This window comes from Lysinibacillus sp. FSL H8-0500, assembly GCF_038051955.1.
GTDB classification, from domain to species: Bacteria; Bacillota; Bacilli; order Bacillales_A; family Planococcaceae; genus Lysinibacillus; species Lysinibacillus macroides.
In genome coordinates, this window is the sequence record NZ_CP150292.1 from 2,890,371 (window position 1) to 2,908,947 (window position 18,577).

Here is an 18,577-nt window from a genome sequence, read left to right on the forward strand (position 1 = left end):
TGGTATATGGTATATAAAATTACTTTCACACCTCTTAACTATACAGGCTGGAATTCATTATCTCACTTATCGGCAGAGGTAAAACGATTACAGGCAAAGAAAATACTCGTTGTCACTGATCCAACTTTAATAAAAATTGGCTTAACTACTCAAGCCATTCAACCATTACTCGATGCGAATTATAGCATTGAACTATATAGTGAAGTAGCAGCCGAGCCTTCACTAGCACTTGCAGAAAAATTAGTGGCCTACACTCGACAACATAAATTTGACATGATTATTGGTATTGGAGGAGGTAGTGCATTAGATTTATCTAAGCTAGCAGGCGTACTTGCTGTGCATGAAGGATTTGTTGCAGATTATTTAAATTTAACTGGCACAAAAAAAATCTTACACAAAGGGATTCCGACTATTCTCATCCCAACAACGTCTGGTACAGGCTCTGAAGTAACAAATATCGCTGTACTGACATTAGAGAATACAAAAGATGTGGTAACGCATGACTATTTATTACCAGATGTTGCTATTATAGACCCAGCACTAACTGTTTCACTTCCGCCTAATATTACTGCTGCAACAGGAATTGATGCACTTACCCATGCCATTGAAGCTTATATTTCCAGAAATGCAAGCCCTATTTCGGATGCATTAGCAATACAGGCTATTCGTTTAATTACACAATCCATTCGTACCGCAGTTGCAGATGGCAGCAATCAAGAAGCTAGAACGAATATGAGTTATGGCAGCTATCTTGCTGGGCTTGCCTTCTTTAATGCTGGCGTTGCTGGCGTTCATGCTCTTGCCTATCCACTTGGAGGGCAATTCCATGTGCCGCATGGAGAATCAAATGCTGTACTTCTGCCTTATGTGATGGGCTATATTCGCCAAAGCTGTGAAAAACGCATGAAGGATATTTATGAAATAATGGGCTTTCATACAGCCTATTTATCGCAGGAGGAAGCCTCTTACCGTTGCGTGGAGGAATTACAAAAAATCGTCAAAGACGTTAATATTCCGTCTACCTTAAGGGAATTTAATATTCCTGAAGAAGCATTAAAGCAGCTAACAGCAGCAGCATTGGAGCAAAAACGGATTTTAGCACGTAGCCCTATGGCCTTATTAACAAAGGATATCTTTACCATCTATCAATCCGCCTTCAACGGTATCATTACAGAAAATAAATAGTTATTTTATAATGTATTACTTTTTCCTAGACACCACCCCAATGATGATTGGAGCAGTCCTATTGAAATCTCTTTCTTAAAAGTACTTTGCCCATATGTCAAAGGTAAAAGAATAATAAATGTTTGCTAAAAATTAACCTCCCCCTTTAGACAAAAATAATCTAAAGGGGGCAAAATGCACTAATTTTATAGATTTATCATAAAGTTCACTTAAATCTCCTTAAGCCACTATAGCTATAAGTGCACTATTTCATAAAGCGTCTACTTTTTCCTATTCGGAATATTGAAAGTAAAAGGAATTTCCAACTTCTGAAGAGCACTCATCTAAATAGTATTCAATGTCTTCATTATCATTTCTTGATTCTATAGTAGAACAAGTTGTACTTTGGCTTCCTTTTCCAGAACCCGCATATTCATCTTGTGAATTATCATAAGTATATTGAATTTTGTTACCATCATAATCTAAATGATAAAAAATGGGGTCCCCTTCAATGGTATAGGTTGTGATACGAATAGCATCCTTAACACCCTTTTCAACATTTTCTATAAAATTCACAAATTTATCTAAGTTACTAATTTTTCCGTGAAGGTTGACTACATCTCCGCTTTCCAATGCTTCTTCTAAAGAATGCGATTGTTTCAGATCGTTCATTTCAGCTTCCTGTTGGCAACCAAGTAAAACTATTGATAAAAATATTAAGAACAGTATTAAACTAAACTTTTTCAAATATATCCCTCCCTATAAAGTTAGTCGTATTTCTACTGTCTTCGTTTCAAACTTTATACTTTAATCTTTCCGCTAGTAGTTCACTATAAAAAATTCCAAAAAAAACATCCCACCCCTATAAAATTTTAGAGCTGAGATGGTTTTAATCAAACTTTTATACAACTATCAATTTTTATTATAAGTGAATATACTTTATGATAAATAATCAATCTTTGGTGCTTTGGAATAAGGTTCAATCAAGAATATCTGGCAACCCATATTTTACGATAAAGTGAGCCTTCCATCAGTAGGAGCTTTCGCATATCTCCCATTGAATGGACGTTTCACTAATCAGGCTTTTACAGGCTTTCGTTCCCTTCATTTAAATGCTTTGGGTTTATCTTACATTTCGAAGTGGGTCTTACAACTTGGAGCTGTCACCTCGCACCAAAAATAACTATTAATAATAAGGATAAAATTTGATTATCAATACCCTACAAAAAGCTGTCATTTTGATAACGGGTTTTGTATAAAAAAGATTATCTCCTTATTTCACTAATCAATTATTTTTTATACAAAAGTTTTAACATATTTTTTGTAAACTCTTCATATGAAGAATTTTTTCCCCGCTGATTATACCACTTTCGAATCGTTTCTACTAACCAAAACGGCACAGAATTTCCATCTATTAAATGATAGTATTGTTCATAGCCCTTTTTTAAATGCTCCCATCGAAAATCATTATCCTGTAGTGTGTATTCAGAAACATCAATTATTTTTGCCCTGCCATTTTGTAGTAAAATATTCTTTAAGTGAATATCCCGAGGGTTAAGCCCCTTATTCCGTATATATTCTCTTGCATCCTCCACTTCATTGACAACCTGTTCTGGAATGTGAATGCCTTGTAGAATGCAGTCAAAGAGCGTTTTTCCTTCTTCGTAACTTAAAACAAGGTATTCATCGTATGAAGCAAAACAGGTTGGGAAGAAAGGTGAGCCCTCTAATATTTGATAAACTCTTGCTTCCACCTTTACTTTGTGTACTTTATCCTTGGCATATACTTTAAATGCATAAGCTGGAGCGGAAAGACATTGAAAAACAGCTGCATCTGTCCCGACACCAATACACTTCAGATCATCAGTTTCGCCATTTATGGTTACTGGCTCGTTATTAGGATTTGAAAAAACGTTAATTTTAGAAAGAGAACCTATAGCTTTGCCCCAGTCGTTTTCCATATAATCTCACCCTTCATTAGAGTAGAAGAAAACTACACTATCCAATTACTTTAATAGAGATTCTATATTAGCCCTAACAAAACTCAGATGATAAACTAATACACTCATAGGAGTATTATTTTGAATACCTCTTGCGCATCGAATTTTGTTTATTCTTTTGAACTATCCCCACTTATAGAAGTGTGGGATTCCTGCGAACACCAGACCAACGTCTAGTTATAGGAGCAGGCTGCCCTACGGTGAAAAACTTGCAATGATTGTACGTTGGACTCCGCTGTCTAGCGTACTGCTTGGTTTTCGCTTTTCGGCTAGACAGAACGTTGAAGATTTTACATAACAGACGAACTTTCCTGTTACAACCTCCGATCTTCAGTTTTCAAAGAGCAATCTGTACAGGTTCATTATAGCACATACGTTCTAATTGTGCGACAATTTAGACGAACACCTATCGACATTCATCTCCCCCTTACTCACAGGACTATCCCTTCACGTTCCTTAAAGTGGGCGTCTTCTGTCGGAAAATAATAAATAAATATCCTTTATCAATTTATATCACTATCGCTAAATGAATATCCCATACAATCGTAGAAATAAAACAAGCCCTGAAATTCCCTCAACCATATAGGAATCTCAGAGTCTGAGTGTTATGTCAAAATGTTGGAGAAACCCCTAATCATACAAGATTATTTTCCATAATCATCTAAAAATTCACTTGCCTGACTATTAAATTTCCACATTACCCCAAATTTATCGACTAACATTCCAAAACTTGCTGACCATGGTGTAGAAGATATCGGCATGATCACAGTACCACCTTCTGAAAGCCCATCAAAATATTGCTGATTCATTTCTGGATTACCATCAATCATACTGATAAGGATGGCATTCCCATTTGTGATTTCGCCTGTCATCGCTTGCATAAAGGGCGGAACATCAGAAATCATTAAACAATTCCCAGAAAATTCTATACGAGATTCCATAATCATGTTTTGTTCTTCTTCCCTTAATGGAGCATTTGGATCTTGACCAAAATCACCAAATCTCACCATTTTTATACTCGTTGCTGATAATACCTTCTCATAAAAGGCTAACGCTTCTTCTGCTCTTCCATCAAATTGTAGATAAGTTATTGCTTTCATATGTTACTCCTCCTTTTCATAGTTGAAGTATAATAGGGCATATATGACATATGTATGTCGTATATGGGAGGGAAATATGAAAAAAATTGAGCGACTTATCTCGATCGTGATGATTTTATTACAAAAGGAAGTTGTTTCAGCATCGGAATTCAGCCGACTTTTTCATGTCACGAAACGAACGATTCAACGTGATATGGAGACACTAAGTTATGCAAATATCCCTATTTATGCGGTCTATGGTGCTGAAGGGGGCTATGCGCTAATGGAAGAGTATAAATTCGATAAACGATTACTCATTCATCAGGATATTGAAAATATACTTGTAGCTTTAACTGGTTTTGAGGAACTCATTACCAATCAAGAGATTCAAACGACTATCCAAAAAATCAAAGGAATGACTAGCGCAAATATTTCTCCAATACTTGATTTAACATTCTATGATTGGCCAGGACGAAACCAAATCAATGAAGAAAATTTATTTATCAGACAAGCGATTGAGAACAATTGGTTATTAAAATTTGAATATGTCGATCAAACAGGAAATAAAACTTACAGAATCGTAGAACCCTATAAGCTACATTTTAGGGAGATGCATTGGTATCTTTTTGGTTATTGTTTAGAGCGGAAAGACTATCGAACATTTAAGTTAACGAGGATATTAAATAGCCAAAAGGACGGTTTATTTGTACCAAGGACTGATCAGGCACTTCAACATGAAAAACAATACACTAAACAAGAAAAGCTGGTTATCGTCCATTTATCAGTCGATATTGCTGTAATGGATCAGTTTATCGAAAGATACGGGAAAGATGCTGTGAAAAAAGAAACTGCAAGCAGCTACCTTGCAACAATTGAATTACCTGAGAATCCATATGCCTATCAATTTTTAGCGGGGTTTGGTAATAAAGTGAAGATTATAAAGCCAAAGAGCTTTATTGCGAAATATGTAAACTATTTGGAGGAAGCAGTGAAACTATACAAATAAAGTGTTCATATGCAACAAAAAACATCTATATAGATATTTTTTTACATTTTATAACAAATATTTATAATAATTAATTATATAGTAAAGAAATGGTTTTTAGATGGCAGAAACGGAGAAAATCACAATTAATATGAATGTAGTAGACCTAAGACAAGTGGATTTATTAGTAGAACAAAGTTTTTATTCAAACCGAACTGACTTTATTAAAACAGCGATACGTAATCAATTAACTTCACACTCTAAAGTTATTGAAAAAGTGATTACGGATAAAGCATATCTAATAAGAATAACGTATTATGATCGTAAAACACTAGAGCAAGTAGCTGAAAACAATAAAGTAGTGGCTATTAAAGTAGTGGGCATGTTGGTTTTAAAAGAAAATATAGATGTAGAATTGGCAAAGAAAACGATACTATAAATAAAGGTTTTTGGAGTATTCAAAGCGAGCCCTGAATTAAAAAAAGCATTAAACTAGTAAACTCTACACCTAGGTTACATAGCTTTCTTTGTTACATTCGAGTAAATTTTTGGAGGAGAAAACACTTATGAATAAAATTTTAGCCGAAGAATTTGGGGACTGTTTTCTAAATGGACAATTTTCTGATATTTATCATCAATCAACTGATGAATTTAAAAATACAGTAACTTTGAAGCAATTTATTGATTATGCTAAGGATTTTAATACTGAAGTTAAAAAGTATAGCTTAGAAATGATTACAGGCTTAAAAGAAGATATAAGTCTATACTTTTGGTTAGATAACAATAGACAAAAGGCAATGAGTGTGTTTTTTGATGGAAATGGAATCATTTATGGTGTAAATCTTGCTCCTTTTGTTACCTATCCTGAAAGTGACCGAACCTATACAAAGAATACTTACATTATGCCAATCAAAGAGGAATGGTTTGTTTTCTGGGGTAGAATAAATCAGTTTATTAATTATCACTATGTCTACGAAGATCAAAAATATGCTTATGATCTGATCATTTTAAAAGATGGCAGTGCGTACAAAGATTCCCCTGATAACAATGAAAACTATTTCGCTTTTAATAAAGAAATAGTAGCTCCAGCAAACGGGAAAGTGATAAAAGTAAGAGATGGAATCAAAGATAATCAGCCAGGAGAAATGAATCCAGAACAGCCTGAAGGAAATTGCGTTATCATTGAACACCTAAATAATGAGTACATCATTTAAAATGTCATTCTATCATTGTTAAAGAAGGAGAAAGAGTAAGCCAAGGTCAAGTTGTTGGATTATGTGGAAACTCCGGTAATTCAACAGAAACCCATCTACATTTTCAAGTAATGGATTCACCAAATTATTTGAATGGAAAATCAATCCGTATCCGGTTTAAAGATAATATTGAACCCATTCAAGGTGATTTGATTTAAATTTGTATTTCTTTAACGTTGTAAATCTACGCTGCGTTTTACTGATGGCCCCCCTTAATGAAATAGATTTTAAAATACCCCTTTGGATTTGATTATCCAAAGGGGTATAACGATGTAATTTTATTAAAAACGGTACGACTTTATTTCATGTAGGTTTGAAATAAAGTTTGATCAAAATGATGCCACAAAGCCCAATTTTATTAGGCATATTTAAAACCCGTTTTGAAAAAAGTTTAATCAAAACGGGTTTAAGTTTGTGAAATACTTCACATTTGTTTGTAAAAAAGTTTAATCAAAACTAGATACAATGCAATAGGATAACTCTTAGTGCAAATAATTTTTTAAATTGTACTTAGCACTTCAATCTTCTAATTTAATCTGGATAGGCTCCATTTTTGTTAAGCCAACCTGATTGTGTAACTGGCTTTCTGGAGCAACGTGTCTTCCCCATAGAGGCTCCTTATGCATTAAGAGCGCCCTTATAAAAGTTGTCCAAAAGTGTTGCCATACCATTTCTCGTAAGCCTCTAAAAAAACTTTACCTTTCATAAAAATCATTCCTCTTAGAAACCTGTTCTCCCTAACCAATTATCCATGTCCGCATCAGAAACCACATAGTACTTCTCACCTTTTGAATTATAATACTCCTCAACTTCTACATTTGTAGGCATCGTAGAGATTATTTTTTTTCTGCGTTTTTCTGTCAAACGCCCCACTGCATCCTTGAAATAGCCGTCAATCCAAGAGTATCCCTTATACCCATTTATCTCAATATACAGGATAAGCCGAGATGGTTTATAATTATTACCCCACCCCCACCCCCTCGGTGAGTGTGTGTATCCATTTTTGTAGGTGGTTCTTGTTCCACTTTTGACTCGTTGACTTAGGTAAAAATCTCCTTCTTCATACCGTACATCTAAACATGTTGCTAACATAACGACAACTCCTTCAAATATTTTATATGAGATAGCTCATACTCTTAATATACGGAAGGTTAAGTCGCTTATCTTGGAAACAGTTTTAGAAATTTCCTCAATATCATTCTCTTAGTCCATCTCATCCTTTAATGTTTGGATAATTTGATGATTTACTGAATAAATAAACTCTACACTATCCAAGAAATCGTAGAACAAGTAGAGTTTAAGGAGAAGATTATATAATTTCTCATGAATGTCTGCTTTAGCAACATAAAGGTCTAACAATCCCATTTCTATGAAATAGCCTCTACTAATTTTCTCTCTAAAAAACATGTATTGAGCAGTTTTTTCAAATGGTTGAATACCTCCACTTTCAATAAGTTTTAGATAATCCCGCACAATTGCTAATGTCTGCTTTCCTTTATCTTTTTCCTTTTCCTTATATTTTACCTTACTCATATAAATCTCTCGGAAATATACCTTGATATCCTGCAAACAATTTGGGGAGCATTGTCTTCCACCATAAAAACACATAATCTTTATGATTTTACGAGTTTCTTCTAATTTCTTTTCATAATCGTATATTGGATGTCCTTCAGTGATAATACTTTTTGAAGATTTTATTTCTTCCTCTGATAAAAGAATCTTTTCTGCTTTATACTTTTCATTTAACGGGCTGAATAAATCAGTATCTTCCTCTATTTCTAACTTCAAAGTATTTAGTATATGTAACTCCTTGAAATATCTATTGTAGTGAGTTCTATATGCTGTAAAATACTCTGTAAGTATATTGGATGTCAGTCTATTTTGATTTTGCTGTTCTGTCCTTTTTCTTTCCAATTGTTTATTCATTAGAGAAAGCAACATCTTCAGTTTTTCAGATAGACTATTGATGATTTTTTGTTTATCTCTAATATTCTCATTTACTATAACTCGATACACCAAAAATTGAAGGACTCCATCAGATATATAATCAATATAATCCCTTACATAGCCGAGATTTCTGTAGCCTATTCCCAATACTTTAAATTGATTTACTTCATCAAAAATTGTTCTTATAATCACTTCATTTAATCTACTTAGTTCTTTTAAGACATTTCGAGTTGAAAATGAATGATCTCTTATGATTTTCCGATTCTTTACTCGTTCCGATGACAAATCCCAAGGTTCGTAATTAGGATGTTCACTCATAAATTCTTTAGTGAATCTTTCAGTTACATCATCATTAAAAAGAAAATTATCAAATTCCCTATCAACATCATCTTTCCCTATGTTAGAGATAATTTGCCTTTCTGGTGAAATATTTAGCCAAAAATTCAGCAGTTCAGCTTTTTGCTTCGTATCTAACAATTCATAAGGAAAGTCTTTAAATACACTCTGTTTATCTGTTAATTTTTTTATCAAGGGCTTTAGTCTATTCTCTTGTCCCTTTTTTAATTCTGCTTCCTTACAGTTAGGCATGAATCGTTCAATATAGTAATCAAGTAATTCCTTATCCAATAAATCACCACTTTTTTCATTTTTAACCACTTTTAATTTAAGCTTTAGAAATCAAAAATATCATCAATTTTGGGCTTTATCATCTTTATTACTTACATATTTGCTATTCATATCATGTAAAAATTATTAATACCATTGCCTCAAAACTGGTATGGCAAGATTTTTGACAACTTTTATAAGGATACTCTTAAGCGCATTAGGAACGAACAAGTTGCTTGACATGGAGCCTCTATGGGCTTTTGACCCACTGTGCCAGAAAGCCAGCTATATCAGGCTGGCTTAGCCAAACGAGGTCAACATGCCCATTGCGCTCCAAGTAAAAATCTTCTTAATTGATAGGACTAAGAATTGCCCCTTATACCTTATGTCCAACTAAACATAATACAAAAGTTATATATTAGAACTAAATAATAATCCATTAATATTTAATAATCACTGCCACTAATCCGCTTTGTTTTCCCCATAGTCCTTTGATTTTCAAGAGAGTACCACCCTTCATAATCAGACCATTTTTTAGTATTATTAGTATGTGCTTCAGATAAATATTTCTCTATTTTTATACGCCAATATATTTTTAATTTTTTTTCTTCCAGCCAATTATACAAGACATCTTTTCTAATCAGTAATTGGTGATTGGCTTCATAGTCAATACTCGGATTTATACAAACAAGCTTGTCATCTAAATAATAATAACCTGGTTTAGAATAACTCTTTAATCCCATACTTTTGAATAAAAACTCAGTTGGAATATCGAAAGCTAGAACATCACTTTTCGAAAAATCCGTTTCTTTCTCCCAAATATAACGCTGTGTTGTTTGCATAATATCTATTGTTTTACCATTACTCAGTTTTACTTTTTCCCAATTTGGTGTATCACCATAATCTTTCTTACTTTTTTTATATGCTGGGGACCAATAATATTCACTAGCATAAATATTAGTCCAATTCCATTCATTAATTTTAGATACGTCAAATTCATGGGGCGTTTTATAATCAGTAATATAGGAAAAAATATAAGCACGCATAGACTTCTTCTCTGATTTATCATTTACGTTAAAATCAGCAGGATATTCATTCCAAAAAGGATAGTAGCATAGTGTTATCCATTCAACACCCTCAGGATCAATCATTGATATAAGACTATTACCAATTTCTAATTCTTCTTTAATCCAGTCAATTCCATCATTATCAATAGGCAAATAATTAAAATTGCTAAACCATGATTTTGGAGGTTGATTATATTTCAACCCTTTCGTTTCCGCTATTAATAATGTAGGGTCTATGTCTCTTATATTCGGATACCAAGGACCGTTATATGACATACTTGCTTTGTCTTCCCACCAATTATCTCCCTTTAATTCATAGTTATCAGCGATTAAGGCAAGTATTTCATGAAATACAATCCACTGATATTTTTTCCCTATTCTTTCAACCCGTGTGTTTCCTCTATTATCATAACGAGGACTTACTTTGTCATGAAGATTTGGATTATAGCCCAGTTCTATTATTCGAGCTACACACCATTTCTCAAACTTATTAATATCAACATCTATAAAATTTTCTAAAGTTGATGCGAATGTATACCTACCAAAATCCCCATAATTTTGTCCTGTCTTCATTGAATTAATTATACTTGAAAGTCCAAAGGTACCAGTATATGCTTCTTTCAAGGTTTGAATATCTTCATTAGAAGGAAAAATCTTTGGTAATCTACTTCCATAAGGTGGTCTAATCTTAGCTTTAATATAAGCTAATTCCTTTTCATTGTAATTTCCACAATAAATACTATATTCAACAATTCCTCTTGCATAATCTCTTATTAAAATATTCGGATAAATCTGTGTTGCATTAAAAAAAGCATCTACAATATAGTCACTGATAGCTTTTACCTTATCATTTTCCTTAGTATGAACTATTGCTCCATAAGCTGCCGCATATATTCTTTCTTTAATATATATGTCATTTACATCTTCTAAGGCAGAAAAGAGCGTCTTAAATTGATCAACATGATTTAAATATATACAGGTTAAACCTTTAGTTGCACTGTCTCTTAATGCTCTATTCGAAGAAGAGCATAGCCAACTCAAAGTTAATCCAAATAAAAACCTAGTGTCAGCATCAATTGGCTGTTTCCTATCTATCCTCCAACACCATTTCACGATACGTATATATATATTATTTTCATAGCTCTCATACTTATTGTTTATATGTGGCGTCCACCAAGTGTCTAATTCTGACATACTTAAATTACTTAAAAAGTTTGAAGAAATAAATTCAATATTAAAAGGATGCTTTGAAACTGCAGCAATAGGAAGTAAATTATCAATTATATTTTTCTTTAATTCAACATCATTGTTTGAAATATTTACTAACCATTCACCAATTTTTTTAGCATTATAGATTGTAGTTCTCCACTGTAAACTTTTAAAAAAAGCAGTTAATATTACTTTAGTGATTTTTCCATTAGGAGTACATTCAAACAACTCTGTTTTATATTTTTCAGGCAACATTATTGCTAGTAGTTCAAGCATTGTATTATTTCCATATGTATTACCCTCTAGTAATTTTACGAAATAAGATGAGGATTTAATATACATATTAATATCGACCTCTAAAGGTTTCTGGTTTAATCTATAAAGCAACGTGCTATAATCCTTCATTTTATCGTATGCAAAACCAATCCTTTTCTGCTTACTACTATATTGAGTAAATGTTCTAAAAATCCCTTCTTTAATAAGAGCATCTACAAAACCAAAATATTCGGGTGGGGAAATATTACCTAAACTGATATTTATAGTAGTTACAAATTTCGCTTGTAATTCATTGTAAGGAATAGAAAAGGTCTCTGACAAAACTAGTTCTTCAGCTAATTGATTCACAGCAACTTTTATTAATCCTAAAGATTTTTCATATTTAAACTTCCGATATAGTTTTTCATTTATATAATTCATATATTCTTCAAAAATTTTTGGTAATGAAGGGAGTTCACCTGTAAATCTTATATTTTGACAAGATTCACAAAATAATTTTAGAAATAAGGGATTATTAAATTCATTATTAAATATAGGTACTCGAATATCTAAACCAAAATGTTCAAAAAAATGTTCACATGCAAAATCATAAGCTTCGTCAAATCCTTGATGTTCAATTAAATTCATTCGCTCACGACATTTTTCAGGGACGATATCTTCAATATAGTCCTTTCTTACACTTACTACTAATGCAATCCAACGATATCTTTTAATATCCGTTTCTAATCCAGCCAAATATTTAAACCAAATATCTGTACCTTCCCCTTCATTAAGAGCATCAATAGCTATAAGTATCCGTTGGTTATGTATTTGTCCTATAGAATCGAGTAGCTGTAATAATGAATTAAAACTACCTGCATATTGTAGTCTTTGTTTAATACTCTCTCGGGGATCGAATGACTTTGAAAATTGATCCCCAAGAAATAATAAAGATGGTATTCCTCTTTGAACTTGTTTAAGACAAATATCAGCTAATAAATGTGATTTACCTATACCCGGCTCACCGTGCAAAATCATAAATGGATTATTTATAAGCTCACCCTGTTGATAAAAAAGGTCTTTGCCTTCATAAATCAATTCAAATATCTGGTTAAGCGTCTGTTCATGAGATGAATTCTTAAATTTCAATTTCTCTGAGTTATTAAGTTTGTCCCATATTGAAGAAATATTCTTCTCAAAAACCTTTAAATGTACTAGTAGTTCAGGGAATTTAATTTCCTGCATTTCAGAATAGCCGGGTACTTTTAATATCCCATAAATTTCTGCTAATATTTTAAAAAACTCACTACGCTCTAAAGCTAAATCTGTAATACGTTGTGTATGTTCAAATAATTCAACCACATTTTTTACACAAGATTTCAAATCAAAATGATATTTTTGAATCATTTTGAGAGTACGATCATTGCGTAACAGACAATCAAAAAAGAAAGAAACATTCAATTCGACATTTAATTCCGGTGTATAACGTGGACCTAAATCCGCTATAGTAGCTTCTAGATTATCTTTAAACCTATCAATTGTAAATTCACTTCCATTAAACCAATAATATCTTAAACCCTCATTTATCGGCTTAATTAGTAAATCGTTAAGATATGATTCGTCCCACAATTCTATTTCGACTGTATTCCCTTCAGTTGATAATTCTTCTTTCCAATATGCTACTTTCTCTTCCCACTTTGTCTTTGCACTCTTAATTGGTCTTCCAGCTTTATTAGTATATTGTGGATCAGGAAGATTAAATGGTGCAGCAACAATATATTTATCTATATCTGGATGGTTTTTAATTGCCGTCTTAATAGATTTATCTATTTGGGAAATTAGGTCTTCCACGTTAAAAACATATTTAGCTTGCCATCCTACTTCTTTGCCATTATTTAAGCTCCAATAACATTCAACTCCCCCATCTGGTGTACCTAGCCTATAAAACTGTTTATTATTAGGAGGAGGATTATGTCTAGCAAATTGACACACCAATTCTTCAAATGCATTATTTTGTGACTGATTGTGTACACGTATGCTTCTCCAATTAATCAAAACATTCAATCTCCTTCCTTTAAAATTTTTGTATGATTTATTCTTCTAAAACTTAATATTTCCACTCATCTCTATAACTATCTAAAAACATTGGCAAAGTTTTAGCATCTTTTCTTTCTCTCACTTCTTCTTGATGTATTGCTAAAGAGGTTAAAATTATGGCTTCCCTTACATAAGAAATTAAAATCATTGCAGCCTCAACAAACTCTTCATAACTAATCGAAAATGCGATAGGATCATATTTTTCTTTTCTATCACTAGCTAAAGGAAATAACCAACTGTCATGAATTTTTAAATATTTATGTTCTAAATGATTACGAATTGTTGCTAGCATTTCTATGTTAGGATCTAGATAATGATGCTCTACTTTTTGTTTACTAATATCTTTGCACAACCAATATAAACCTAATAACGGTTGGTTATAAGTTTGAAGATTTACCATGTTCGCTTTTAAATGAATTCTTGTTTCATAAGATTTTTTTCCACGTCCCTGTCTGTTTCTCCAAATGGACTTATAGGATACATCCTTTTCTTCTATACCTAACTCAAAATACTCATTTATTAAGAAGGCTATTCTGTCAAAAATTGAATATAAACTTCTATATGCAAATTTTATTTTTTCAATCCCCAAGCCGTATACAGGATAGTCTAATGTATTTACTAAATGAACTTCCTTATCTGAAAAATGTGGATCATTTTGGTTAATTCCTTCGAATAACATATACCTTGCTGATACATATTCTTGTTTAATTTGATTGAATAGGCCATGATATTTAGGTCCTTCATTAATACCCGTTACTATATCCGGCAAATGTAAAATATCATAGGCTGCTACTGGATGCAGAGTTACGTCATTCATGGTATTAAGAAACAGTTTTCTTTCTAAACACCACCTTCGATAGAGTTCTTCCAAATCGCCACCTAAATCAATCTCTCCAAAGTCATAGTCTTCTAATAGAAAACTTTTATCATACCTTTTTTCGATATTTTCTAAAATGCCTTGCCAAAAATAAAACGCTTGTTCATTTTCAAGGTCTTTAGTTAAACTTTTTAATTGTTTATATGCATAATGATGAAAATAATCTGTATGTCCGTCATCATAATCATATAAGCCATAGTTAATTATTGTTGTAGCATGGTTACCTTTAGCCATTGAAAAGTTTTTATCTAATAATTCTTCGATAGAATGAATAGATTTAATAAATCTTCCTATTCTGTTTAAAAGAATTGAATAATTAGTTATTGCTCTACTTTCATATTCTGCAAGATAAAAATATTCTTGTTTAGAACAAGTTTCTATAAAATCTTTTTTAAAATCTTCGAAAAAATTGATACAGTTTCTAAATAATAACAAACAAAATTCAATATCTTTCTCATTCTCTTCATAAATCTCTATCCGTATAGATTTCAATTCAATATAATCACTGGTCGCCGTTGCACCATGATATGATAAGATACCTTTTTCTAAGAGAGTATATTTATCGCTTCGTGACCATTCTAAACAATCTCTAGAAATATCTCTTAGAGTCTTTTCATCTTTTTCTTCAAATGCTTTATCTGCAAAAAAAGCTATCTCATGGATTTCTTCACAAATCAAGTATACTCCCCCCTTAAATAAATCATAGTAATGTTAGATTAATTATATATCAAACATCTCTTATAAATCTTTGATTATAAGACGCCTAGTCCATTGTTAGCTACCTTAACATATTAACTGTCTTTTTTGTATGTCCAAAAGCTATTTCTATCCAACGTACGGTCATCAGTTAAACAAGTTTTGCAGTCGACTAACAGTAATTCTGAAAAACATTTACTGCACTATCGGCTTCAATAAAATAGCAATGAAGGCACTAAACGAATTGATATCGTTAGTGCCTTTTTGGTTCCAAAATCTTAATTTATAACATAAAACTTTATAAAGGTAATTTCTTATCACGAATTTCAAATTGAATCTGTATGAAACCCCCTCCACGAATAATATCTTATCTGAATACGAAAATAACCCTTTGTCGTTAAAAGAGATGGGATATTAAAAATATTTTGCCAGTTAATTGAATAAAGAATGCAGCCAAAGCATCTTTTAGTATCCCTCTTATATTAAGGAATAATAACAATATGGAACCAATACAATTAAACGCTTTCCTTATTTTCAAGAAAAGCACCAAACTGTTGAATATCTTTATTCATAGATGTTTGTTCAAAATATATACTAAATAATTTATTTCTTAGAAATCAAACGAACTATATTCCAGTTTGAATAAGTTAACATACTCTCTATTGCTGAAATTCCCACAAGATGTTCATAACTCGAAGGAGTCAATGCTTCATATGTATATACATTGTCATGTAATGTTATTGGTAAAGCATCTTTTGAAGAGTGATGCCAGGTATATAAGTTTTTATCTTCTAGCTGACTTGTCACCTCTGTATACAAAGTATTTACTCTTCCAAATATTTCACCACGCCAATGTCTAGGCAATGAATTTAATTTATCCCACATTGATGCTCCTATCCAAACTAATGCCATCCCTTCTGGATCATTTCTAAGTTCCCATAGTAATTCCGCTGTAGTGCGAGTTCCTACTTTGGTTTTATTTAACTTATAATATCCTTGTATACTTTGTTCTTCTATTATTTTCTTTTTTGAAATTAGTTCTTCATTTGACCACCAATCTATATATTCATTTTCATACCAATCCCATCCTGGTTTTTCAACCTCTAGTTCTGTAATTTCAAGTGATTTAAATAGTAACGGATTTATGCGGTTACACATATGTTTCCATACTTTCAATAATTCTTCTAAATTCGGTCTTTCAATTCTACTCATTCATTCATCTCCTTAGAATTATTCTATTTAAATTTAACGTTACTCCAAAGATATTTATAAAAGTATTCATTATGACTCTAAGTGGCTTTTTGACACAATAAGTCATCACATTCATAGTGGCTCCATGTCCGCACATTCTACTTTAAAAGTCAAAAAAAGTTGTGCAAAAGTGTTACTATTACACTTAATTTTTATTGGTCGGCAAATTCATTTACTTCCAAATTTATTAGACCTTTTTCACCAAATAAAAATGTATACTTTACATAATCCTTCGATATCTGTGGAGGGGTATTTTCGACAAGAATAATTTGATGTGATGAACTTAGCTCAATCAATATTTTATAGAATTCATCATAAACTTCCGGATCATTTATCCTTTCTTCACTGTTATTATCTATATCAAGTTGTGGATCATTATCTGATGGATTTAAATCAACTCTTAGAGTACCTACATATTTACTTAATGAATCTAATAACAGTAGTCCTGGATGCCCTTCAGCGTATCCCTTTTCTTTACTTTTTAAAATTGCAGCTAAATACGAAAGTTGCATACACTCTAATAAACCGCCACTTTCATGAGAATATACACCAGAACCATCATAATATGGGATAAAAGAGTCTCGATGTATAAATATGTCATTTTTTGTAGAGTACTTAAATCGTTTCATAAATTTTTTATATTCTTTATCTAAATAATCAAAAATATCTTTTTTAATGTCTTCATTCACATTTAGTTTTTTTAATTCACCCTCTAACCTTTCAATTTTTGCAGTTAATTTTTCGATATTCTTATGCTTCTCATCGATTTTTCTATGAATTCTCATACTCTCTTTAATTGTTTCAAGTTCCTTAGTCATTTGATTGATTAAAATATTGATACTGTTTAATTCTGAAAGAAAAGGAACATCAGTATCTTTAGCAAATTCAGCGATTGCATTTTTCAATATGCTTTCCTTTTGAGTTAATCGATTCATATTATAGTCAATTTCTTGAATTTGCTGCATATCCTTATCGATTAAATTTGTTACGATTTTTATTTTTGACTCTAAATCTTTTCTTATTTTTAACAAAGTTTTTTCAGCGTTTTGTTCAGGTTGCTTACGTTCTGATTCAAGATTTACAAGCGAACTGCATAATGGACATTCTAAACTTTGTTCTGGGATAATTAGTTTATAATTCACTTCTAAAGTTGCATTTATCTCAATAATTTCTGCTTGATATTCTTCTATTAAAATTTGTTTAGACTTTATTGAAACTTCAAGTTTTCTTCTACTATTTCGAAAATCAGAAAGAGCATTAGCAATTCCTTCTAAATCTTTTTTTAATTTTATGTACATCTTATTTTCATTATCATTATTTGATTTATTATTTTTGATTATAGTTTCTTTTGATTTCTTTTGCTTTGTGATATCTTTTGTAATACTTTTTGCTCTAGAGCTTAGGTAGTTAAAATCTTCTGCATTTTTATCTTTTAGATATGCACCAAGGCCAAAAATCATTTTTTGATCTTCTAAAAGAGCATTTTGAGTTTCTACTATTTCTTGTTTTAAAGCTGTGGCATCTTGTTCTACTAAATTAAACATTATCTTAAATGCATGAGGATTTTTATTCTTTTTAAATGGAGTTTTATTGCCTAAAAAATCATGTGTACCTAGAGCATGTTGATTTGTATATACATATCTAAAAATATCTCTAAATGATACTGTTTCCAATGTTTTTTGAGTACTATGATTTTTATGTTTAATAATTTTATATTCATTAATATTTAATTCATTCATTAGAAATTTCATAGTTTCATCAATACTCAAAGTCTTGGGTGTATAGCCCTCAATTGCGTCATAATGGCAATAATAAATTTTAATATTGCTAGTCTTTGTTTTAAGATGTCTATTAAAAGTGAATATAGTACCATTTATATTGATTTCTAAAAATACATTATCACAATGAGCATTCAATTCCTTTTGAACTTTTAAATCAATCTTAGCCCCCTTACCAAGAACGTAATCTATTAAACTTAATACTAAAGATTTTCCAGAAGTTTTATCACCACTAATTATAGTGAGACCTTTATTAAAATTAAGAGTCCTCTTATAATCAACGCCTTGTATTACTAGCTTATTTATTATCATT

The 18,577-nt window shown here is 31.6% G+C and carries 13 protein-coding genes; 4 read left to right on the forward strand and 9 right to left on the reverse strand.

Translation table 11 applies throughout. The features are described 5' to 3' along the window. The first annotated feature begins 6 nt into the window (after positions 1 to 6). Positions 7 to 1,185 (forward strand): iron-containing alcohol dehydrogenase, encoded by a 1,179-nt coding sequence (locus tag MHB44_RS13850; protein WP_341299633.1) that lies wholly within the window; start codon positions 7 to 9, stop codon positions 1,183 to 1,185. Positions 1,186 to 1,455: 270 nt separating this feature from the next. On the opposite strand, the gene MHB44_RS13855 is transcribed toward MHB44_RS13850, so the two are convergent. The 3 genes from MHB44_RS13855 to MHB44_RS13865 form a co-directional block, all read right to left on the reverse strand. Further along, positions 1,456 to 1,911 carry a DUF4362 domain-containing protein gene (locus MHB44_RS13855; RefSeq protein ID WP_341299634.1) on the reverse strand — a complete coding sequence of 152 codons (456 nt, stop codon included), beginning with the start codon at positions 1,909 to 1,911 and terminating at the stop codon, positions 1,456 to 1,458. Positions 1,912 to 2,453: 542 nt separating this feature from the next. After that, entirely contained in the window at positions 2,454 to 3,125 is a 672-nt protein-coding gene (locus MHB44_RS13860) for a serine/threonine protein kinase (RefSeq protein ID WP_341299635.1), read from the reverse strand. Between the two features lie 683 nt (positions 3,126 to 3,808). Next, positions 3,809 to 4,264: a VOC family protein gene (locus MHB44_RS13865; protein ID WP_341299636.1), complete on the reverse strand. Its 456-nt coding sequence runs from the start codon at positions 4,262 to 4,264 to the stop codon at positions 3,809 to 3,811. A 76-nt stretch (positions 4,265 to 4,340) separates the two neighbouring features. Here MHB44_RS13865 and MHB44_RS13870 point away from each other — a divergent pair, with 76 nt between their 5' ends. From MHB44_RS13870 to MHB44_RS13880, 3 genes are all read left to right on the forward strand, one after another. Then, entirely contained in the window at positions 4,341 to 5,249 is a 909-nt protein-coding gene (locus MHB44_RS13870; protein ID WP_341299637.1) for a YafY family protein, read from the forward strand. Between the two features lie 100 nt (positions 5,250 to 5,349). Further along, positions 5,350 to 5,667 carry a CopG family transcriptional regulator gene (locus tag MHB44_RS13875; protein ID WP_341299638.1) on the forward strand — a complete coding sequence of 106 codons (318 nt, stop codon included), beginning with the start codon at positions 5,350 to 5,352 and terminating at the stop codon, positions 5,665 to 5,667. Positions 5,668 to 5,794: 127 nt separating this feature from the next. Further along, positions 5,795 to 6,442, forward strand: a complete 648-nt coding sequence (locus MHB44_RS13880; RefSeq protein WP_341299639.1) for a M23 family peptidase — start codon at positions 5,795 to 5,797, stop codon at positions 6,440 to 6,442. Positions 6,443 to 7,201: 759 nt separating this feature from the next. Here MHB44_RS13880 and MHB44_RS13885 read toward each other — a convergent pair. From MHB44_RS13885 to MHB44_RS13910, 6 genes are all read right to left on the reverse strand, one after another. Further along, on the reverse strand, positions 7,202 to 7,573 hold the full coding sequence (locus tag MHB44_RS13885; protein ID WP_341299640.1) for a hypothetical protein: 372 nt from the start codon (positions 7,571 to 7,573) through the stop codon (positions 7,202 to 7,204). A gap of 111 nt (positions 7,574 to 7,684) precedes the next feature. Further along, positions 7,685 to 9,055, reverse strand: a complete 1,371-nt coding sequence (locus MHB44_RS13890; RefSeq protein ID WP_341299641.1) for a hypothetical protein — start codon at positions 9,053 to 9,055, stop codon at positions 7,685 to 7,687. A 425-nt stretch (positions 9,056 to 9,480) separates the two neighbouring features. Next, positions 9,481 to 13,620: a hypothetical protein gene (locus MHB44_RS13895; RefSeq protein ID WP_341299642.1), complete on the reverse strand. Its 4,140-nt coding sequence runs from the start codon at positions 13,618 to 13,620 to the stop codon at positions 9,481 to 9,483. 52 nt (positions 13,621 to 13,672) lie between these two features. Continuing rightward, positions 13,673 to 15,217, reverse strand: a complete 1,545-nt coding sequence (locus tag MHB44_RS13900; RefSeq protein WP_341299643.1) for an LA2681 family HEPN domain-containing protein — start codon at positions 15,215 to 15,217, stop codon at positions 13,673 to 13,675. 621 nt (positions 15,218 to 15,838) lie between these two features. Continuing rightward, positions 15,839 to 16,447 carry a hypothetical protein gene (locus MHB44_RS13905; RefSeq protein ID WP_229387042.1) on the reverse strand — a complete coding sequence of 203 codons (609 nt, stop codon included), beginning with the start codon at positions 16,445 to 16,447 and terminating at the stop codon, positions 15,839 to 15,841. A gap of 191 nt (positions 16,448 to 16,638) precedes the next feature. Next, the gene (locus MHB44_RS13910) at positions 16,639 to 18,576 is read right to left on the reverse strand and encodes a hypothetical protein (protein ID WP_341299644.1); all 1,938 of its coding nucleotides are present in this window, start codon (positions 18,574 to 18,576) and stop codon (positions 16,639 to 16,641) included. Position 18,577: the final 1 nt, after the last annotated feature.